This is a genomic window from Marinobacter pelagius, from assembly GCF_003315345.1.
Taxonomy (GTDB): Bacteria; Pseudomonadota; Gammaproteobacteria; order Pseudomonadales; family Oleiphilaceae; genus Marinobacter; species Marinobacter pelagius_A.
On the sequence record NZ_QNRO01000010.1, the window covers coordinates 16,774 to 36,742 of the forward strand.

The 19,969-nt window shown below is 55.6% G+C and carries 19 protein-coding genes; 10 read left to right on the top strand and 9 right to left on the bottom strand.

Annotation, left to right across the window (positions count from 1 at the left end):
* Positions 1–51: 51 nt before the first annotated feature.
* Positions 52–975 carry a branched-chain amino acid transaminase gene (locus DET50_RS10235; protein ID WP_113862763.1) on the top strand — a complete coding sequence of 308 codons (924 nt, stop codon included), beginning with the start codon at positions 52–54 and terminating at the stop codon, positions 973–975.
* A 55-nt stretch (positions 976–1,030) separates the two neighbouring features.
* Positions 1,031–1,696: a 3-deoxy-D-manno-octulosonic acid kinase gene (locus tag DET50_RS10240; RefSeq protein WP_181799965.1), complete on the top strand. Its 666-nt coding sequence runs from the start codon at positions 1,031–1,033 to the stop codon at positions 1,694–1,696.
* On the opposite strand, the gene DET50_RS10245 is transcribed toward DET50_RS10240, so the two are convergent.
* Entirely contained in the window at positions 1,697–2,575 is an 879-nt protein-coding gene (locus DET50_RS10245) for a lysophospholipid acyltransferase family protein (RefSeq protein WP_258546106.1), read from the bottom strand.
* A 162-nt stretch (positions 2,576–2,737) separates the two neighbouring features.
* On the opposite strand from DET50_RS10245, the gene DET50_RS10250 reads away from it, so the two are divergent.
* From DET50_RS10250 to DET50_RS10275, 6 genes are all read left to right on the top strand, one after another.
* A complete protein-coding gene (locus DET50_RS10250) occupies positions 2,738–3,637 on the top strand; it encodes a glycosyltransferase family A protein (RefSeq protein ID WP_113862766.1) in 900 nt (299 codons plus the stop codon).
* The gene (locus tag DET50_RS10255) at positions 3,634–4,587 is read left to right on the top strand and encodes a DUF6492 family protein (RefSeq protein WP_113862767.1); all 954 of its coding nucleotides are present in this window, start codon (positions 3,634–3,636) and stop codon (positions 4,585–4,587) included. Before DET50_RS10250 ends, DET50_RS10255 begins: the two co-directional genes overlap by 4 nt.
* Positions 4,588–4,650: 63 nt before the next feature.
* A complete protein-coding gene (locus DET50_RS10260; RefSeq protein WP_181799966.1) occupies positions 4,651–5,877 on the top strand; it encodes an O-antigen ligase family protein in 1,227 nt (408 codons plus the stop codon).
* The gene (locus DET50_RS10265; RefSeq protein ID WP_113862769.1) at positions 5,877–6,785 is read left to right on the top strand and encodes a glycosyltransferase family 2 protein; all 909 of its coding nucleotides are present in this window, start codon (positions 5,877–5,879) and stop codon (positions 6,783–6,785) included. Before DET50_RS10260 ends, DET50_RS10265 begins: the two co-directional genes overlap by 1 nt.
* 39 nt (positions 6,786–6,824) lie before the next feature.
* On the top strand, positions 6,825–7,583 hold the full coding sequence (locus DET50_RS10270; protein ID WP_113862770.1) for a glycosyltransferase family 25 protein: 759 nt from the start codon (positions 6,825–6,827) through the stop codon (positions 7,581–7,583).
* A gap of 44 nt (positions 7,584–7,627) precedes the next feature.
* Positions 7,628–8,356 carry a glycosyltransferase family 32 protein gene (locus DET50_RS10275; protein WP_113862771.1) on the top strand — a complete coding sequence of 243 codons (729 nt, stop codon included), beginning with the start codon at positions 7,628–7,630 and terminating at the stop codon, positions 8,354–8,356.
* On the opposite strand, the gene DET50_RS10280 is transcribed toward DET50_RS10275, so the two are convergent.
* From DET50_RS10280 to DET50_RS10295, 4 genes are all read right to left on the bottom strand, one after another.
* A complete protein-coding gene (locus DET50_RS10280; RefSeq protein ID WP_113862772.1) occupies positions 8,353–9,267 on the bottom strand; it encodes a glycosyltransferase family 2 protein in 915 nt (304 codons plus the stop codon). The genes DET50_RS10275 and DET50_RS10280 overlap by 4 nt on opposite strands.
* Positions 9,264–10,106, bottom strand: coding sequence for a glycosyltransferase family 2 protein (locus DET50_RS10285; RefSeq protein ID WP_113862773.1), 843 nt, complete (start codon positions 10,104–10,106; stop codon positions 9,264–9,266). The genes DET50_RS10280 and DET50_RS10285 overlap by 4 nt, the downstream gene beginning before the upstream one ends.
* Before the next feature lie 30 nt (positions 10,107–10,136).
* Positions 10,137–11,990 (bottom strand): DUF3413 domain-containing protein, encoded by a 1,854-nt coding sequence (locus DET50_RS10290; RefSeq protein WP_113862774.1) that lies wholly within the window; start codon positions 11,988–11,990, stop codon positions 10,137–10,139.
* 148 nt (positions 11,991–12,138) lie between these two features.
* Positions 12,139–13,560, bottom strand: a complete 1,422-nt coding sequence (locus DET50_RS10295) for a mannose-1-phosphate guanylyltransferase/mannose-6-phosphate isomerase (RefSeq protein WP_113862775.1) — start codon at positions 13,558–13,560, stop codon at positions 12,139–12,141.
* A 124-nt stretch (positions 13,561–13,684) separates the two neighbouring features.
* Here DET50_RS10295 and DET50_RS10300 point away from each other — a divergent pair, with 124 nt between their 5' ends.
* The gene (locus tag DET50_RS10300) at positions 13,685–14,473 is read left to right on the top strand and encodes a glycosyltransferase family 2 protein (protein ID WP_113862854.1); all 789 of its coding nucleotides are present in this window, start codon (positions 13,685–13,687) and stop codon (positions 14,471–14,473) included.
* A 27-nt stretch (positions 14,474–14,500) separates the two neighbouring features.
* Here DET50_RS10300 and DET50_RS10305 read toward each other — a convergent pair whose 3' ends face one another.
* Genes DET50_RS10305 through lpxL form a run of 4 tightly spaced genes read right to left on the bottom strand, consistent with a single transcriptional unit; the run spans position 14,501 to position 18,593 of the window.
* Positions 14,501–15,553, bottom strand: a complete 1,053-nt coding sequence (locus tag DET50_RS10305; RefSeq protein WP_113862776.1) for a glycosyltransferase — start codon at positions 15,551–15,553, stop codon at positions 14,501–14,503.
* Positions 15,550–16,665: a glycosyltransferase family 4 protein gene (locus tag DET50_RS10310; RefSeq protein ID WP_113862777.1), complete on the bottom strand. Its 1,116-nt coding sequence runs from the start codon at positions 16,663–16,665 to the stop codon at positions 15,550–15,552. Before DET50_RS10310 ends, DET50_RS10305 begins: the two co-directional genes overlap by 4 nt.
* On the bottom strand, positions 16,662–17,624 hold the full coding sequence (locus DET50_RS10315) for a mitochondrial fission ELM1 family protein (protein WP_113862855.1): 963 nt from the start codon (positions 17,622–17,624) through the stop codon (positions 16,662–16,664). Before DET50_RS10315 ends, DET50_RS10310 begins: the two co-directional genes overlap by 4 nt.
* A gap of 15 nt (positions 17,625–17,639) precedes the next feature.
* Complete coding sequence (lpxL, locus tag DET50_RS10320) at positions 17,640–18,593, bottom strand: LpxL/LpxP family Kdo(2)-lipid IV(A) lauroyl/palmitoleoyl acyltransferase (protein ID WP_113862856.1); 954 nt, start codon at positions 18,591–18,593, stop codon at positions 17,640–17,642.
* A 102-nt stretch (positions 18,594–18,695) separates the two neighbouring features.
* On the opposite strand from lpxL, the gene waaA reads away from it, so the two are divergent.
* Complete coding sequence (gene waaA, locus DET50_RS10325; protein ID WP_113862778.1) at positions 18,696–19,949, top strand: lipid IV(A) 3-deoxy-D-manno-octulosonic acid transferase; 1,254 nt, start codon at positions 18,696–18,698, stop codon at positions 19,947–19,949.
* Positions 19,950–19,969: the final 20 nt, after the last annotated feature.

Genomic DNA, 19,969 nt, shown 5'->3' on the forward strand with positions numbered 1-19,969 from the left:
CTGCTAGAATGCCGACTCCCCGAAAACCGCTTTTTTTAGGAGCAGAAAACAATGTCGATGGCTGATCGCGATGGCCTTATCTGGCTCGACGGTGAAATGGTTCCCTGGCGGGAAGCCAAAACCCACGTCCTGACTCATACCCTGCATTATGGCCTTGGCTGTTTTGAAGGTGTGCGAGCCTACAATACCGCGAACGGCCCGGCGATTTTCCGCCTGAAAGAGCATACCGACCGCCTGTTCCGCTCCGCCCACATCCTGAACATGAAAATGCCGTTCACTAAGGATGAGGTCAACGAAGCTCAGCGCGCGGCGGTGCGCGAGAACAACCTGGACGAAGCCTACCTGCGCCCGATGGTGTTCCTGGGTTCCGAGGGTATGGGCCTGCGCGCCGACAACCTGAAGGTTCATATCATGGTTGCCGCCTGGAGCTGGCCGTCCTACATGTCTCCGGAAGCGAAGGAGATCGGCATCAAGGTCCGCACCTCTTCCTACACCCGTCACCACGTCAACATCACCATGTGTAAGGCCAAGGCGAACGGCAATTACATCAACTCCATGCTGGCGCTGAACGAGGCCATCTCCGGCGGTGCCGAGGAAGCCCTGTTGCTGGATAACGAGGGGTATGTCGCGGAAGGCTCCGGGGAGAACATCTTCATTGTCCGTGATGGCGTGCTGCACACCCCTGAGTTGACCTCCTGCCTCGAGGGCATCACCCGTGCCACGATCATCGACTTCGCCAGGGACATGGGGCTGCAGGTGAAGGAGCGCCGTATTACCCGGGACGAGGTGTATGTAGCCGAGGAGGCTTTCTTTACTGGCACCGCAGCCGAGGTACTGCCCATTCGCGAACTGGATGGCCGCATCATCGGTGAAGGCAAGCGCGGCCCGGTGACCGAGAAGCTGCAGTCACGTTATTTTGATGCCGTGAAGGGTAAGCTGCCTGAGCACAGTGACTGGCTGACGCTGGTTCGGTAACCGCCCCATGGGGGAAGGTTATACCAGGCACGTCGGGGCCACCGGAGGGTATCTGGTGGCCCGTTCGTTTCAGAACCGGTTCAGGGAGGAATGGTTTGACCCCCGGTTCTGGGGTGACAACGCGGTGCCCGTCACCAAAGGTGGTCGGGGCTCGGCGTGGTTCATTCGCTCGAAGTCGGGGGGGCTGGTACTCAGGCATTTCTGTCGGGGTGGCGTGCCGGGGCGGTTCATTCGCCGGGAATACGTCTATACCCGCGCCGATGCGGTCAGGTCTTTTGTCGAATTCCGGCTATTGCACAAACTCTTCCGCAAAGGGCTTCCGGTACCCGAGCCCGTAGCTGCTGGATACAGCCGTCGCGGCCAGCTTTTTTATCACGCATCCATCATCATCCGTCGTATTCCCGGAGCCCGCCCGCTTGCCGAGTTTGCCAGTGCGTCCTGTGTTTCCTCGTGGCGTGATGCAGGAGCGTGTGTTCGGCGTTTTCATGATGCCGGTGTGTTTCACGCCGACCTCAACTGCATGAATATCCTGGTGGCTGATAACGTGTACCTGATCGATTTTGATCGGGGGCGCCTGATGCCTGCCGGTAAAGGTGATGACTGGAAGACGTCCAACATCAGTCGCCTGGAGCGATCCGTCAACAAGACCCTGGCGGACCTGGATGCACCGTTGCGGGAGCAGTTGTGGCAGGCATTTCTCGATGGCTATGGCAGAAGCTGATCAATAGACCGGCTTTTCTCCGGGCGCAGTGCGGCGGAAACGCTTGTACTCCCATTGATACTGGGCCGGCACGTCAGCGATGCACTTCTCTACTGACCGGTTGAGGGCAGTGAGGGATTCAGTCATGTCCTTCGAGGCCATTCCCGGCTCGGCATCTCGGATCACAATCTTGAAGCCCCGGGCGTCCGGCAGTCTCTGGGCATAGGTGACCAGTGGCCGCGCTCCGGTCTTGTGAACCAGCTTGGAAGCCAGGGTCATGGTGATGGTCGGGATGCCGAAAAACGGAGCAAACTCTCCGCCTTCCCGGCGAGGTGTCTGGTCCGGCAGGATTCCTACGACACCGCCCTCGCGAAGGATGCTGAACAGGCGCATGATGCCTCGTCTATCTGTTGCCACCAGCTCAGAACCACTGCGACTTCGGACCGCTTTCATGTACTCTTCGAAGCCGGGCTGGTTCGGTGGGCTGTATAGGGCGGCCATCTTGTAGCGGGATGCAAAGAACAGCCCGGCCAGCTCCCAATTACCAAGGTGGGGAGCCAGTAACAGCAATCCTTGCTGACCGGCTTTGTACTTCTCCAGCAGTTCTTCACCCTCAATCTCACGGATCAGGCCGAGGCAGCGTTCTACCGGCCATTCCCACATCAGCGGGATTTCCAGGGCAGTCGCACCGGTTTCCTGAAGGCTTTTGCGCCCAAGGGTTTCTATCTCCTGTTTATTCAGATCCGGGTAGCACGCACGAAGGTTCTTGCGGGTGGTCTCAACTGAACGCCCGCCAAGCTTCCAGGCTACTCCCCCCAGCATGCGGCCGAGGCGCTGGGCATTGCGAAGGCCTAGAAGGGATAAAAGGCGGAAAGCCAGTTTGATGAGTGTGCCGGACACAGAAAAAACCATCCAATCAGGAGGAAAACAGGGGCGAAAAAGTATCATTGTCGCCAAACGTACACAAGCTGATTGACGGTTTGTAACAGCTTGCCTGTCTGCTTTTAAGGGGTGCCGTGGTAGAATTCGCGGGCTTTTGATTATGCTGCCCGGGCGACGACTATGTGGAATCTGATACAACTGGCTTTTTTCCGGTTCGCCGCGGGCGGCTGGATACCTCCCGCCTGGTTCGAGCCTGACCTGCCGCCAGAAGGTGAAAGGACGGCCAGAACCGGCCACCTGCAGTTGGAGGTGGTCAGCCACTGCTGGAACTACTCCCATTTCCTGGTTTACCAGTTGAGCTCCCTGGTGCTGTTCCCGCCAAAGAAGCTCGACGTCACCATGACCGTTTTCTACAGCCCTGAGGACACCAGAACTGAAGAATTACTGGCTTTCTTCGGGAAGCAAGAGGTTCCTGGTGTCACCTGGAACTGGCAGCCGGTTCCCAAGCAGGAGTTGTTCCGCCGTGGTATCGGTCGTAACCGGGCTGCACTGGCTACAAAAGCCGACTGGGTCTGGTTCACCGACTGCGATCTGATGTTCCGGGAAGACTGTCTCGACTCCCTTGCCGAGGTGCTGCAGGGGCGGCGTGATGCACTGCTGTTTCCGGAAGAGGAGCGCACCACCGACCTGCTGGCGGAGGATAACCCCATGCTTGAGGCCGGCTCCGGAGGTCCGCAGGTACTGGATATCGACACCTCGTCGTTTACCACCCGCACAATTACCAAGGCTACCGGCCCCTTGCAGATTGCCCATGGCGATGTCTGCCGGGCTGTCGGTTACTGCCGGAATATTGGTCTGTACCAGCAGCCGGTGGAAAGTTTTGCCAAGTGCCACGAGGACCGGGCGTTTCGTTGGTTGCTTCGCAGCCAGGGTAAGCCGATCCAGGTGCCTGGTGTTTACCGGATTCGTCATATTGCAAAAGGTCGTTATACCGGCAGTGAGACGCGGAGTCGCTTGAGGACATGGTTGCGGGTTTGGCAGTCGCGGTGGCGGGATTGGCGGCAGGGGAGGGTGTCATGAAATCCGATCCTCGTTTAGTGCTGATCACTCCAACCTGGAAAGGTGATCTCGATCATTTTCGTGTAATGCGGTGTTCCTTGGAGCACTCGGGTTTGGCTGAGCTAGATCATTACGTGATTGTTCAGAATGAAGATCTCTCTCTGTTCGAGGAGTTTCGCGGCCGTACTGGGCTGAGGCTGCTCTCGACGAAAGATGTGTTGCCTGAATCGGTAGAGTGTCGACGCGTGCGCGCAAGGATGCTTTCAGAGCATTTTGGTCGTAACTTCACCCGGATTTGTGGCAGCTTAAGGCGGATGGTCGGCTGGCCCCTTTGGCCATCCTACACCGGATGGCATACTCAGCAGATTTGCAAGCTAAAGCTTGCCAGCGAGCTGGGTTGTGATAAATCGGTCATACTGGACTCGGATGTTGTGGTTACCCCATCTGCGACGGCGCAGGACTTTCTTGGTTCTTCCCGAATCCTATGTTTTACAGAGTGGCGCAAGCGTGCGGATCTGAGGGGGAAAGTACGAAATTGGGTCCTGGAATCCGAGCGCCTGGTTGATGCAGACCACGAGGTTGATCCAGTCAATACCTATTTTGATACACCGTTCGTCTTTGATCGACGAGTGTTGTCTGCGGCACTCGCTGATCTGGAATCAAAAAGCGGTACGACATGGTGGTCTGCTTTGTTTAGCCGGCCTCCGCGCAGGTGGTCAGAATTTGGCTTTTATAAAGCGTATCTGACATACAAAGTCCCTCGGGATAGCGTTGATTGGTTGGTCCCCTCATTTTCACGTTATATATACGATACCAGTGATCCGAAACGCGTTACCGAAACAGTGCGTAAGATGATTGTCGATCCCGATATCCACTATGTCACTATCCATTCCCAGGCTAGTGGTCGGGAAAGCTGGGATCCGAAGGTCTATCTGGCGCCTCTGTTATCGCTTTTGATGGAGGAGCACTGAGTTTTGGATATATCCGGTAATTTCTCGATGCAGAGAGTGTCCGCTATTACCAGGATTAGACCGGTGAACCTTCAACAGGTCCTGTTTGCCGTCTGGTTGCTTCTGGGAGTAGTTACGACCGAAGACGTCTACCGCACTTTTTTTCATGTACTGATCTATCCCCTGACCATCTATCTCCTCATTCGGGTAGATGAAGGTTTGGTCTGGAGAGACCCATTTATCAGGTTGTTTCTTCTGTTCTGCGGGTATATGTCACTAACGACATGGATGGTTGGGAGCGGCCCTTATGAGGAAGACCTTCAGGCCTTCCGGTGGGGCCTCGAGGCAGCGCTTGGCATGCTGGCATATTTCTTCTGGGCGTTTTACGCCAGCCGTAGCGAACAGCTTTGGGGGCGGTGTTTTCTTGTGCTGGTGCTAACCGGCACAATTGCCGGGCTGGTATCATCATTGCCAGGAGTGCTTCAGGGTGGTCGGCTTGGAGGGCTCGGGGTAATGACTCACCCGATACAGGGGGCATCAGTCGCAATAATTTTCCTCGCTACAGGGTTGTTTCTGACTTTCCGTGAACGGGGCAAGGAAAGCCTGGCCGACATCCTGCTTGCAGTTTTTTCTATCCTGTCCGTTTGTATTTTCGTGATCATGACCAAGAGTCGTGCGCCTATCGCGTCCTTGGCGATCTATCTTTCAATCTTCGCTGTTATCCTCGGCATTCAGTATCGCCGGCCAACACTCATTGTGGTTTATGGTTTGGTTATAGGGGGGATCTTGTTGCTGACTGACTGGGCCATTGGATTGGACGTCCTGTACAAGCAGCTACTTTCCCGGGGAGCGTCCTATCGTTTTGATATTTGGACTACCTATCTGACGTATCCGCCTGAGACTCTTTTGCTGGGCAATGGTGCGGGCGTGGATTTCAGGCTCACCGACGCATACCGGCTTTATTTTCAGCCAATGGGGCTCGATATTGCTCATCCCCATAATATCTGGCTGGGTGCCTTTTCCGAAACGGGTCTGATAGGGGTTCTCATGCAGGCGGGACTTGTTTGTCTGCCAGTCATTTCTGTTCTCCGAAGCAGGCTGAACTTGTCAGTCAAATTTCATCTGCTGGCTCTTGTCGGGCTTTTTCTGTTTTTGACTTTTTCGGACGAGTATACGCTCTTGCGGTCTGTCCATCCCATTTGGTTCTTTGGTTGGATCCCCCTGATTTTTGTCTGGGTACAGGCTCGGTATTGCGATCGCAGAGCTACTGACAACGCTTGGCGGAATGGATATCGGGGTAAGTCGTCATAATGAAGATTCTGACGGTCTGCATATTCTCTTTTAATCGAGGCAAATATCTTCGTAATTGCGTGGACTCAATCCGTCGCTGTATTCCGGATGCCGACATTGTAATTTTTGATGACAACAGTTCCGATCCCGAAACCTGTGCCTATCTCCAAAAAGTATCCGCCAGTTATCAGGTAATCAGGCCGGAGAAGCAGGGCACTATCAAGCATGGTGGCCTTTACCATAACATGGATTCGGCATTGCGAAGATTTCATAATAGGCGCTTGGTGTGTTTTCTTCAGGATGATACTCAGGTCGTAAGGCCTGTAACATTCGAAGAACTGAGCGCTCTCGATCAGATATTTGAAAAGACAGATGGGCTTGGATTCATTCACCCTTGCTTTGTCCGGGGGATAGATCTGACAAAAAGACCTGTCACTCCATTGCCGGGCCCGGCACCGGAGCTATTTTTTCGGAAAGATACCGGACAAAGCGCGGGTATCCATTACTCCGATCTTGTTGTTTTTCGACCAGGCAGACTCATTAATGCCGGCTGGGAATTCAAACAATCCGAGCCCTCAAATGACCAGCAAGCGAAACGGTTGTTCGGTATGATGGCCTATATGTGGCTGCCTTTCGCTATGTGGTTACCCGAGGTTCCGGCCTATCGAGGGAAAAACAAAACACTGGGCCTAAAGTTGGCGGAGCGGAAGAAAGGTGTCGGCTTTTATCCGTTTCAGCTTTGGTCAGATAGTCAGGTAGCAGAATTGAAAGCCCGGTCTGGTAACAAACTTCCGGTGGCTGAAGACTTTCTTATCTGTATGCCAAAGAATCCACCGAGGCCATGGACTTATAATCCACTAACCGGGTTGCGCTTTTTCAAGCAGCTCAACAATTTTGAAGTTGCCTTGAGGCGTTGGTTCAAACGTTAACCCTGATCCGCTGCCTGCTCTACTTTTAGGAACTATTAAATGGGTGCTCAGCCTGAAATTGTTGTTATCAGTCTTCTCAGAGCGGTTGATCGCCGGGAGGCCATCAAAAGGCAGTTTTCCGGTATGGGGATGGACTTCCGCTTTTTTGATGCGGTCGACGGCAAGCAAGGTCACGAGCTGTTTTCCAGATTTGATGCCCGGAAGGCGAAGCGCATTGGCGAAATTCCCCTTACCGCAGGGCATATGGGCTGTTATGCCAGCCATTACCTGGTATGGAAACAGTGTTACGAGTCCGGAAAGCCAATGATTGTCCTGGAGGACGATGCACAGATCTTTGAGCAACCGTTCCTGCGTTTTTTGGGTGTATCCTCAGTGTTTCCCGAGCATATCGAATGTGTAAGGCTTTTCGAGAGCAAGTCCAGAAACAGGGAAAGATTACCTGTGTTCGAACATAATGGAGTAACTGTTTCCAAATTTTTGAGAGGTCACAAGAGCGCCACCGGCTATTTTCTCAGGCCCTCCGCCGCAAAAAAATTCCTCGATTACGCAAAGACCTGGGCGGAGCCCGTTGATATCGAGATGGACCAGTTCTGGGATAACGGCGTGGAATGTTATGGCGTTGAAGAGCCGTGTGTTACCAATAACCCTGAATTTGAGTCGGCAATTGACACAGGTTTCAACACTGCTGAACTGAGGCGGGGTCTTATGCGCCTGCGCTGGCGCTGGTACTTGATTAAGGGAAAGATCAGACGAGAAATTCATAATTTCAGGTTCAGACAACGATTAAACGCAAACTAGTTGTCAAAGGTAAGCTCACTGTTTTTATCGCAAGGAAGGTCAGATTGCCTCGCATTCCGAAAGTTTTCCATTTTATATGGGTGGGTGATGAGCGTCGCCGGCCTGACGCTTGTTTTGAAACTTGGAAATTATTGAATCCGGAGTTCGCGCTGAGAGTCTGGGGTAACCGTGAATATAATGAATACCCTTGGAAAACCAAGCGTCATATGGAAGCAATGTGGAGAACGGGGCAGCTTTTTGGCGTAGCCGACCTGATGCGTTGGGAGATACTCTTCAACGAAGGCGGATTTGCTCTCGATGCCGACTCCATTGCTCTTTCTCCGTTACCGGACTGGTTGTTTGATTGTACGGCATTTGCGTGCTGGGAGAATGAACTCATATCCCCGGGCCTGATAGCCAATGGTTATTTTGCCTGTTATCCCGGAGACCCGCTGGTTGGGCGTTTGTTGGATAAATTTGTTGCTGCCCGGCACTTGGCGACCCGCTTTATCTGGTACAAGCTGAAGCATAAGCCGGTGGCCGCGTGGAAAACCGTTGGCCCCAGGGTTGTAACAGAGACTGTACGAGAGATGCGTTATAGCGATCTCTCGGTTCTTCCCAGCCATTTCTTTTGCCCAAGGCACTTGAGTGGACAAACCTATCGGGGGGCGGGGCCGGTATTCTGCGATCAGTTGTTTGCCAGTAGCAGACCGAACGGATACCAGCAACTTCAGTTAGAGGAAGCTTCTGCCGAATCGCTGATTACCATGGCCCGGGAGCGTTTGGGTCGCTAGCCGGATTTGTTTAAAACCCGGTTAATGAAAGCTTCTAGCTTTGCCAGCTTTCGCAGCAATCGATATCGCCTAAGCGGGTCATAAATCCACGGGCTTTTCAGACCTTTGACTTTGACGGTAAGAAAATCTTCAGCAATTGGAACCTGATTTTTTGGCCTGTTTCTCAGCCTCTGAACGGAACCCTCGTCCATGATTTCAAAAGGATAGAACCCCGCCTTGTTGACGATTTCAGCGAGCCGGAAGGTGAAGGTCTTTTTCTTGTTCCGGTAAGCTGGTGGATTGGGAAGCCACATGGCAAAGGGTGCAAAAAGGTAGCCCATTTCCAGAAATTGCTGCTTTGCCTGCTGCTCGTTTTCAAATTCGCCGGGAACAAACTGCCAGTTAACAGAGCGTAGGCGGTCGCTTCGGGTCACAGAAATATCGGAGTAAAAAACACCGGCAACCTGTTTTTTGCTTCGGTGCTCGCATACATAAACGCCACGATCCTCCCTGTAGATAAAGCGATCGAGAGTACGCCGGCGGGTGATTCGTTTTTGAAAGACCGGGGCCAGGAACCCTGCAGTCGGAAACCGTTCAAACTGGTTCTTGAGGAATTCCAGGTCCTGATTGTCGATGCGCCGAACGAGCTGAGTATCGTCCTGAAGAAAGCATATCAGCGTGTCCTCTTCTAGAGAGTCAATGGCACGCTGCATGTTGGTATAGAGAGCCCCGTGCTGGTCCCCGGAACCCTTGTCATCACGCCTTCTCACCTCGTGCCGTGCTTCAATGCCCCCGAGAATCTGCAGGGTTTCCGGGTCGTCGCTGGAATCGTCATAAACAATCACCCGGTGACCGGGAGCACAGGCTTCGATGGACTCAATACAGTTCTTCAGATGGGGCCCACGGTTGTAGGAAAACACAAAGAAAATCAATTGAGGGCTCCTGGGACCTGGGACTGTAGATGCTGCTCGATTCCATGCTCTGTGCGGATAATACCTTCCTTGTCGACGTTTATTCGATGCTGCTTATTGGCTTCGACAATGTTAGGTTCAACATATCCGCGAGCATGATCAAGATGAATTACAATGGCATTATATCGGACGTGCTTGGGCTTGATGCCCAAATTGACAAGCCTCACACCAAACTCCCTGTCTTCGCCTCCATAAGCCATGGTTTCATCAAATCCGTTTACTGCCAGAACATCTTTTTTCCAGACAGACCCGTTGGACCCTTTGAAGCGGCAACGTGTCGGAGTCAACGCATTGAACAGTCGGGCCTGCCAGTGGTTGGCTGTCAGTTTGCTGTTTTTGTAGGTGGATTTCAGGCCGTGGGCTTTCAGCCAGGGCAGCTCAAAACAGCGGCCGGAAATAATGTCGTCGTGGGCTATGGCCTTGCTCGTGGCCATGGGAAGCTTGTGGTATCCCCCGGAAAGGTAACGCCCGGGCTCGGCTTCAGAGGCGTGCACTTCAAGAAAGTCACGTCTCGGAATGCAGTCGCCATCAGTGAACACCAGATACTCGGATTCAGATTTAAGAACAGCCAAATTAAGAATGCGGCATTTTCGAAAGCCGTCGTCTTCCTGCCACACATGCTTTATAGGCAGACCCGTTGCCTCCCGCATACGATTAATGCACTGGCGTGTTTCGCCGGTTGATCCGTCATCGGCAATGATCAGTTCGAAATCCTTGTGGGTCTGCACACTGTAGCCCCAGAGTACTTTTTCCAGCCACTCGGGCGAGTTGTAGGTGCTGATAATGACGGAAAGCTTCATAAATTCAGGCCTGATCGTGTAGGACGCTAATTATTTATAAAATCGGGACTGTTCCTCAAGAACCTGCAGTGTCCATGAGGGGTTGAGTTGGTAGTTTTTCACTGACTCCAGGTCATGGTTTACCACGTCCACGTTGCCGGATGCATGGGTGACGAGTTTAAGGTCTTCGGTGAGCAGCGCATAGTCCATGTAACTGTGGGCAATGCTCCACTCCCGCTCGCGGGGCGAGAAAAGGCCGTTGCCCGTAGCGTAGTATTCCGTGGGTGTGGAGCTGCAACCCAGGGCATTCTTTATCAGCGTGGGGGCAATGTCGAAGTTTTCGGTTCGATAGTCAAAGCGTTGTGCAGACCTGCCGGGCCAGTGGACGACCATGGGTACCCTTAGCTGGTACTGGCCGAAGTTGCTGCCGTGGCCCCAGTAATTCATCCCGTATTCGTTGAACTCCTGGCCATGGTCCCCGGTAATCATCACGATGGTGCTGTCCAGCAGCCCTTTCGCCCGCAAATCCTCCAGAACCCGACCAATCTGGTTGTCCACAAAGTGCAGCGTCGATTTGTAATTATTTTTGATCAGCTCCGGGTTGAAATCCTGATCCAGTTGCAGCTTGTTGACGGTTTCCCAGTAGGGCTTGAATTTCACCGGGTAATCATCCGGTACCATGTGGTTGTGAGGCGTGTCGTAGAATAGAAATCCGAAAAACGGCCGTTGCGGCTCGAGTTCGGTTTCTGTAAAGGCCAGCCAGTCGTCGGTAATCCGGATATCGCGATCCCAGGGGTGTTGCCCGGGGGTTTCCAGGCGCAGGTCTGGAATTGTCGAAAACACATTCTGGTCAAACGCCGGGCTAACCAATGTGGCAGACCCGAGCACCTCTGTCTGGTAGCCCAGTTCCTGCATCCGGCTGATTGTGACCGGTGGCTTCTTGGCAGCGGTAAAGGCATCCCAGTAGCTGGCGGGCAGCGAATAGAACAGCGTGAACACGCCGGGCTTGGTGGCATTGCCGTTGCTGTAGTGCTTTTCGAACGTCAGGTTACTCCGGGCAAACTCATGAATATTGGGCATCCAGCGTGGGTCGAGCATGTCCCAGCGGGCGCCGTCGATCACGATCATCAGCACATTCAGTTTCTGCTCTGGTTCTGAGCACTGAAGGGGCTGGGTCGGGTAGTTGAGCTGGCTGCCTGTACTGACATTGCCCAGTGCCTGTGCGTCCAGGTTCTCTCGGACTCTTTGCGGATCCACCAGGCCGTGCTCATTCATGAATCGCTTGGCGGTGGCTGCGTAATAAAGCGGTACGTGCCGGGTGATGCCAGTGATCCGGGTATCGTAATTCGCTTCCGCCCAGGCATGCCAGCCGTGGGCGCCGAGCTGGAAGGCAAACATCAGGGCGAATCCGGCACTCAGCCAGCGGGCCCGCGGCCGGCGACGCCAGAGCAAAATAGCCATGACGCTCTCGACCACCAGGATGCCGATGAAAATGCCGATGGCTGATACCCATAGCTGCCAAGAAAAAGAGAAAATCTCTGTTCCGCCTCCGAGGGCCAGTTCCAGCACGAATGGCGACAGGTGGAAGCGATAGAGGGAGTAGGCCACGGTATCAGTCGCCAGGACAGCGATTCCGATACCTGCGTATAGGACAGCCAGAACTGAAAGTATCCGTTTAGCAGGTAGCACGGTTGCGAGAACGAGCAATGGCAGGCCACTCAGCCAGGCGAGAAGCGCAAATTGCCCCGGGTAAAGAAGAGCGACATAAGAGACAGTTTCGCCGTCCGGAATGCTCATCCATGGCAAATAGCGTAGTCCGACCAATAAGGCAAACAGCCCGTTTGCGAAAATGAACCAGGAAGTCCAGGCGGCCCGCTGCCCAAGCGTGTTGTTACTGCGCATCATGGTGTGAGGTTCCGGTAACAATAAAAAAGGAAAGAATCCTGAAAACGCGAGATTTTACCGTTTGATGACCAGACAGTGAAATCCGTGCTTTCCGTGGCAGTCTGACTCGTGCCCCCGGTTTTGCAGGGAACCCGGGTCACAGGAGGGATCAGGTGCGCCCGTAAACGTCCTTGAAGCGAACGATATCGTCTTCACCCAGATAGGAGCCGGACTGGACTTCGATCAGGTCCAGGTCGATGACGCCCGGGTTCTCCAGCGAGTGGATCTGGCCGATAGGAATGTAGGTGGACTGGTTTTCAGTGACCAGGTAGGTTTTTTCGCCGTTGGTCACCTTGGCTGTGCCGCTGACGACAATCCAGTGCTCGGCACGATGGTGGTGCATTTGCACCGACAGCTTGGCCCCCGGTTTCACAGTGATGCGTTTCACCTGATACCGGTTGCCATTATCGATCGAATCGTAAACCCCCCAGGGGCGATAGACTTCACGATGGTTCATGTGCTCGTGTCGGCCGTCATTCTTGATGCGTTCCACTACTTTCTTGACGTCCTGCACCTTGTCCTTGTGGGCCACCAACAGGGCATCTTTGGTCTCAATGATCACCAGATCCTTGACCCCCACTGTTGCCACCAGCCGGCTGTCCGCACGCACCAGGGTCCTCTCGGTATCGTGAGCGATCACATCGCCGGTGAAGGTGTTGCCGTTCTGATCTTTGTCAGAGACGTCCCACAGCGCGGACCAGGAGCCGATGTCGCTCCAGCCTGCATCGAGGGATACCACCGCGGCGTTGTCGGTTTTCTCCATCACCGCGTAATCGACTGAGTCTTCAGGACACTCGGCAAAGATGCTCTCATTAATGCGGGTAAAGTGGAGATCCTCGCTGGCGCCATCAAAAGCTGCCTGGCAGATGGCGAGAATGTCGGGACGATGCTTCTCCAGCTCCGTCAGGTAACGGCGCGCTCCGAACATGAACATGCCGCTGTTCCAGAGATAATCGCCGGACGAGAGATAGTCCTCGGCGGTTTCCTGGTCGGGTTTCTCGACAAAACGGTTTACCGTGAAGCTGCCCTCAGCGAGTTCGGGGCCACGTTGTATGTACCCGTAACCGGTCTCCGCATGGCCGGGCACGATTCCGAAAGTGACCAGGTTGCCTTGTTGTGCAAGGGGAACTGCCTTGGCAATCCCATTCTGGAAGGCAGGGACATCCTGAATCAGGTGGTCTGCCGCCAGTACCAGCATGAGGGGATCGTCGCCGTCGTCAGCAACGCCTTTCGCCAGTTGCAGGGCTGCGAGGGCAATGGCTGGTGCGGTGTTTCGTCCGCAGGGCTCGAGGATGATGCGGGCATCGTCATGACCGGACTGACGCATCTGCTCAGCCGCCAGGAAGCGATGTTCTTCATTACAGATCAGCAGAGGATCAGCGGACTCCATGCCTTCCAATCGGGCGACAGTCAGCTGCAGCATGGACAGGTTATCATCCGTCAGCTTCAGGAACTGCTTCGGGTTCAATTGCCTGGACAGGGGCCAAAGGCGAGAGCCGGTGCCTCCGGCCATGATGACGGGATGAATCATGCAATTGCTCCATTCGTTGCTTTCGTTCAGCATTGGCGTTCAATCGCAAGATATTATCACAGCAGGTTTTGTCCGGCAGTGCTCTCGGGCGTCTGGCGGAACCGTGTCACGGGTGTCACCAATAATGAAGCTGCCAATCTCGGTGTATTACATCACGCTCAACGAGGAACAGAGGCTGCCCGAATCGCTGGAGAGGGTTCGCGGTTGGGTGGACGAAATCGTTGTGGTCGATTCTGGAAGTACAGATCGCACGAAGGAAATTGCCGAAGCGGCGGGGGCGCTTGTTGTCCACCGGGATTGGGAAGGCTTCGCTCTGCAAAAGTCCTTTGCAGAATCCCTATGCAGGAATGAGTGGGTGCTCAATCTGGATGCAGATGAAGTTCTTTCCCATAAACTCGTGGAATCAATCAAAGCCAGGTTTTCTACACCTGTCCCCTCAGATATAGCCGGGTTCAGCTTTCGTTGGGTGATCAGACCACCGATGCCTGGCCACCCTTTCAGGCATGATAAGACTCATGTTCTGCTGCGTCTCTATAACAAAAAAAGAGCGAGCTTCGTTTCCGAAAGGCATAGCATTCACGACAGGCCTGAGCCTCATACCGGCAGGGTAGAGAAGCTCAAGGGCGATGTTTATCACATGACGCTCATATCGCTCGAACAGCTAGAAAAGAAGTATTGTAAGATGTCGTCGGATCAGGCTCTGCACCTTGTGGCTAGAGGGCGAAGGATATCTTCTGTGCGACTGTTCTCTGAGTTCCCTCTAAAGTTCCTCAGGTATTATTTTTTGCACCGTCAGGTCCTCAACGGCTGGTTTGGTTTGAGTGTCGCAATCACAGCAGCAAACAGAAATTTCATGAGGCTGGCAAAGGCAAAAGAGATGCAGATGCTTCGGGATCTGGGAACGGGCGAATAACGACTCGGGAAGAAATGAAGGCATAGTTCATTTCCATAGGACTTCCAGGTAGACCTTTTCAGTTTGTTCGGCCATCGCGGTTACTGTGAACTCTATGCGAACTCTCCTCATTGAGGGTTGTTCCTTATCCCTGAGGTCAGTCAAATGGCGTAGACTGCTGATCAAAAGTTCGGCCAGGCTGGAGGGGGAATGATCGCGGGTAATGGCTTCTGGTGGAAGTAGTTCCTGCGGCCCAGATACGGGTGTTGAGATCACTGGGCATCCGGCCATGAGCGCTTCCAGCAAGACGTAGGAGAAACCTTCTCTCCGGGAGCTGATAACGGTCAAATCGGAATTTGAGTACCAAGGGGCAGTGTTGTTCTGGTGGCCTGGCAGTGCAACATGTTCCCCAAGGACCAGCTCTGCCACAAGTTTTTCCAGGGAATGCCGTTGTTCACCTTCCCCGAGAATCGTCAGGTGGCTTTGGGGAAGGGCGTCCACCACAGGTTTCCATGCACGTATCAGTGTGTCGAAGCCCTTGACGGGTACCAATCTGCCCACAGCCAGGACGTTGATCGTCCGGTTCTTTTCGTCCAGCCGCGGAGGGGCGGAGAGCTCGCCGAGATCCTGGCCGGATTTGATGCCGTTATAAATCAGTTTTCTCGCCGGATGGTTAAGCCGGTCATAGACGGAACGACTTACCGCAATTAGTGCAGAGCAGCCTGCGAACGCCCGCTCATTGCTTTTGATGCCGTGAATCGTGCCGATCGTTGAGCAGGGAAAAAACGTCCTGACATGGGATATCAGGCTTGCGGCCTTGTTGCCCTGGGCATGGAGAATATCGGGCCTTATGCGCCGGACAAGCCTGGCAAGTTTGAGCCAGAGCCAGGGGTTCTTGCGCCCCAACTGCACAGGACAAGGGTGAAAGTGAAGCGGCCGGGGAAACCGTTCACTGAAAGTTCTGTGGGCAATGATATGTACCTGATGCCCCCTCTCTGCCAGTGCTTCTGCCAATTCCTCGGTATGCTTTTCCATGCCTCCCCAGGTGGTTCCGGGGGTTCCGAGGACCAGGGCAATGGTCAGAGGCGCCTGTGAGTTCATTGCCTTCCTACCCTGTCCGCCAGGACTTTTTCATAGATTGCCAACGTCGCTTCCGTCTGTGCCTCCAGCCGGAACCGGTCGGGAATCAGGATCTCATGTTCCGGCTCCTCAAGAATTTTCTGAACCGCAGTGGCAAATGCTCCAATATCGTCTGGAGGCACCAGACCTTCACGGAAACAGGCCTGGAGAGTTTCGGCTGCCCCTCCGCGATTGTAGGCAACCACCGGGGTGCCCGACGCCAAGGCTTCGGTCACGGTCCGACCAAAGGGTTCGGGCTTGGTGGACATGTGGCAGACCACATCAGCGAACAGATACAGGCTGTTCATGTCGTTGCGCTGGCCCAGGAAGGTCACCTTGTCGGTCAGGCTCAGGCGGCTGCGTTCCCTTTCCAGTTCCTCGAGGAAACGCTCCTTGCCCGGTTCCGCGCCGCCGGCGATGATGCCATGGCAGTCCGGGCGCTGGCGAACCAGCAGGTTCATCATGGCCAGGAAATCGAGCTGGCCTTTCCACCGGGAAATTCGGCCCGGCATCATGATGATTTTCTTGCCGGCCAGCTGGGGGTAACGGGATAGAAAGTGATCCAGCCACTGTTGGCTGAGTGCCCGGTTGTGGAAGGCTTCCACGTTTACGCCGCGCTGGATGACGGTGAGCTTCTCTTTCGGGACGTTGAAATTTTTCAGCACGTAGTCCCGCACACAGTTCGACACGGCGATCATGTGATCGGCCCTGGTCATGATGGCGCTGTACGGGTTCACCGAGTACATGCCGTGGAACGTGGAAACGACCGCAGGTCGTTCCGCCTCGGGGAGGCTCTTCAGGGCCAGGTGGATGATCCAGGCGGGCATGCGGGATCGCACGTGGATGATGTCCGGCTTCAGGCCCTGAATCAGCTTGCGCATGGGTGGGATCTGACCAAAGGAAGCCAGAGACTTGCGGTGAATTGGCATGTGGATATGGGTAGAGCCTTGTCCCCGCACCTGCTCCGCCATGGGACCGCCGTTGGAAACTACGTAGGATTCGTGCCCGCGGCGAACCAGTTCGGCGGCGAGATCTACGGTGCCTCGTTCCACGCCGCCGCTGTACAGGGCTGGCAGTGCCTGAAGAATCCTCACATTGTGTTTCCTTGTTTCGATGTTCGTTTGTTCTGGAGGAACCGTTCTAGAACCCATTTGGCCACGCGGTCGGCCTCCCAGAGTTGTCTGCTGGCTACCGTTTGCCGGGCCATGACGCTGCGGTGATCGCTCCAGTGGGCGACGATTCCGGCCTCGGCCAGGCGGTTGACGCCATTTGCCACCCGGCTGCCCGGTCTGACGGGCAGGTCCAGCAGTCCCGTCGGTACACCGGAAGTGGCGGCTTCGCATACCATCGACATGCTGTCCGGCGTTGTCCATACCGCCCTGGAAGCTGATAGTTGATGCCTGAGCCAGTTCTCGTGGGTGGCTTCACAGCTCATCACAGTGATCCGGGGGCCGGCAAGATCCGCGAGGCGCTCTCGCATGTTCTGAGGCGTGCGCCGGGAATCGCTGATGGTCCAGCGCCAGTCCGGGTAGCGGGCAACCAGGTCATTGATCTGGGCGAGAACGGCATCGTCGTCCCAGTCAAAGTGGGGGGAGGGACCACCGACCAGAACCAGAGCCTGGCGGTTGTCGGTCAGCTTTGCCAGCGGAGTGATGGTGTTCATTACGCCTTCGGTGACGAAAACATTAGCGGAGGCTTTCACCTCGTCATGGGCGGGAACAATGGCTCCGTCCACCCAGGACAGCGGGAAGGCCGGTTTCATGATAACCAGGGTTCTGGTTTTGCCAAGGCGTCGGAGTGCGAGCAACAGCCGATGAGTGCCGGTGCCGGCGGCCACGATCAGGTCGGGGTGGGGCAGGCCCGCAGGCAGCGTCGGAGCCGCTCCGAGCAGGGTGCGCCACAAGGGGATCTGGTAGTCCGTTGCATCCAGCCAATACAAGCGGGCCCCGGTGTGGGCGCGCAGGCGGTTGCCCAGGCCTCTCAGCTGGTTCCGGTGGCCGGGTTTGCCGTCGGTCACCAACCAGACCACTGGCGCATCCTTCTCGGGCTCCAGGCTCAAGGGCAACTCCTACTGTTTCTTGCGCCGGTAAAAACCGGGGTCGTCGGGGTCCGGCCGGGTCTTGAAGCGCCGGTGCATCCAGAGGTACTGGTCTGGCGCCTTGCGGATTTCCTGTTCGATGGTCCGGTTAATCCGGGTGGCATCCTCAAGATCATTGCCGCTGGGAAAGCTCTCCAGTGCCGGGTGGAAGTAGATGTCGTAGCCCGGCTTGTCATCCCGCCGGAAGTGGCTGAACGGTACGATTTTGCAGCGGCTGCGCTCGGCAATCCGTGAGGTAGCGGTGATGGTGCCGGCAGGAATACCGAAAAACGGGGCGAAAACGATATCCTTGCGCCCGTAATCCTGGTCGGTGGCGTACCATACCGCGCGGTTTTTCTTCAGGCTGCGGAACAGGCCACGAAGATCCTTGGCGCCGAGGACGTTGCCATAACGACGGCCCCGGGCCCGTGTCATGACCGCATTCATCAACGGATTGTTGTGATCCCGCTGCATGACATCGGCCTCGATGTATTCAGTCACCAGGCTGCCTCCCAGGTCCAGGGTGCTGTAATGCCCGCCCAGCAGCAGTACGCCGTGACCGGCTTCCAGGGCTTTTTCGAAATGCTCGATGCCGTGGATGCGGGTGATTCCGGTGAGCTTTGCCGGGTCCCGGAACCAGGCAATGCCCAGTTCCATCAGTCCGATTCCGTTGGCGATAAAGGCTTTTCGCACCAGCGCTGCCTGTTGCTGTTCGGTCAGCTCCGGGAAGCATAGCCCGATATTCACTTCGGTAATGTGACGGCGGCTGCGCGCCAATTTCCACGCCAGCAATCCGGCCAGTTTTCCCAGCCACCACTGCAGACGGATGGGCAGCTGGGCCACCAGCCACATGAAGGCGATACCCAGCCAGGTTGGCCACCAGCGGGGGTGGCGATAGGCGGAGTAATCCGTGTTGCGTGGCAGTTTGCGGTACTTCTTCTTCAAATCAGGGAACCTTGCATCGACAATGGGTGAATCCGGGGGCACCATGCGGCCCCTTGACGATTTTTGCGCTATGATAACGCACTGTTTTGCCGGGAGTCCTGTGTGTTCCAATTTCTCTATTCCCAGCTTATCCGTCTGATCCTGCCGTTTATCCTGTTGAGGCTGTGGTGGCAGGGTCGAAAGGCGCCAGCCCTACGCCGGGATCTTGGCCATCGTATCGGGCTGGTTCCCCGGCTTCCGGGGCCGGTGGTCTGGGTCCATGCCGTGTCCGTCGGCGAAACCATTGCGGCGGCCCCCATGGTGCGGCGCCTGCTGGCGCGGGACCCGCAGATCACCATCCTGATGACGGCCATGACTGACACCGGTTTGGCCCAGGCCCGCAAGATGTTCGGTAACCGGGTTCGCTATGCCTACGCACCCTACGATACTCCCGGTTCCATCCGCCGTTTTCTCAATCGCACCCGCCCGCGGATTCTGGTCATCATGGAAACCGAGATCTGGCCCAACATGATACGCCAGAGCCGGGCCCGTGGGGTGCCGGTCTTCCTGATCAATGCCCGGTTATCGGAACGTTCTGCCCGCGGCTACGAACGGATCCGGAGTCTGGCGCTACCGATCATGCAGAGTATTAGCTGGGTGGCAGCGCAGGCCGAGAAAGATGCCGAGCGTTTCCGGCGTATCGGGGTCGTTCCGGACAAGGTGGAAGTCACCGGCAGCGTCAAGTTTGACGTGGATATACCACCGGATGTGCGGCAGGCCGCCCGGGATCTGCGTACGCGGCTGGCGGGGCGACCGGTGTGGATTGCCGGCAGTACCCATGGTGGCGAGGACGCCCAGCTACTGACCGCTCACCAGGAATTGTTGGCCGCCCATCCCGATGCGCTCCTGATCCTGGTGCCAAGGCACCCGGAACGATTCGATTCGGTGGCTAACAAGGCCATGTCCAGGGGACTGACAGTTGCCAGGCGTTCCCTTGGCGAGGATCCGGCTGATGCCCAGGTTTACCTTGGCGACACCATGGGGGAGCTGATGATGCTCTATGGTGCCAGTGACATCGCTTTTGTCGGTGGTTCGCTGATTGAACGGGGTGGTCACAATCCCCTGGAGCCGGCGGGCTGGGGAATCCCGGTGTTCTCCGGTCCCCACGTGTTCAATTTCGAAACCATTTATCAGCGCCTGCTGGACGATACCGGCGTCAAGATCGTCGCCAACGCCGAAGAGCTGGCGACCTTCCTGATTTCCCTGTTCAGTCACCCCGCCGAGCGGGAGGCGATTGGCCGGCGCGCACTATCCGTGGTGAACAAGAACCGGGGCGCGCTGGAAAAAGTGGTCGAGGGGATTATCGAGCGGGTTTGAGGGGAGTGGCGGGCAGTGTG

Excerpts from the sequence above, each read along its gene's own strand:
- DET50_RS10235 (WP_113862763.1), top strand. The coding sequence starts at position 52 with ATGTCGATGGCTGATCGCGATGGCCTTATCTGGCTCGACGGTGAAATG.
- DET50_RS10250 (WP_113862766.1), top strand. The coding sequence starts at position 2,738 with ATGTGGAATCTGATACAACTGGCTTTTTTCCGGTTCGCCGCGGGCGGC.
- DET50_RS10255 (WP_113862767.1), top strand. The coding sequence starts at position 3,634 with ATGAAATCCGATCCTCGTTTAGTGCTGATCACTCCAACCTGGAAAGGT.
- DET50_RS10265 (WP_113862769.1), top strand. The coding sequence starts at position 5,877 with ATGAAGATTCTGACGGTCTGCATATTCTCTTTTAATCGAGGCAAATAT.
- DET50_RS10270 (WP_113862770.1), top strand. The coding sequence starts at position 6,825 with ATGGGTGCTCAGCCTGAAATTGTTGTTATCAGTCTTCTCAGAGCGGTT.
- DET50_RS10285 (WP_113862773.1), bottom strand. The coding sequence starts at position 10,106 with ATGAAGCTTTCCGTCATTATCAGCACCTACAACTCGCCCGAGTGGCTG.
- DET50_RS10290 (WP_113862774.1), bottom strand. The coding sequence starts at position 11,990 with ATGATGCGCAGTAACAACACGCTTGGGCAGCGGGCCGCCTGGACTTCC.
- DET50_RS10295 (WP_113862775.1), bottom strand. The coding sequence starts at position 13,560 with ATGATTCATCCCGTCATCATGGCCGGAGGCACCGGCTCTCGCCTTTGG.
- DET50_RS10300 (WP_113862854.1), top strand. The coding sequence starts at position 13,685 with ATGAAGCTGCCAATCTCGGTGTATTACATCACGCTCAACGAGGAACAG.
- DET50_RS10305 (WP_113862776.1), bottom strand. The coding sequence starts at position 15,553 with ATGAACTCACAGGCGCCTCTGACCATTGCCCTGGTCCTCGGAACCCCC.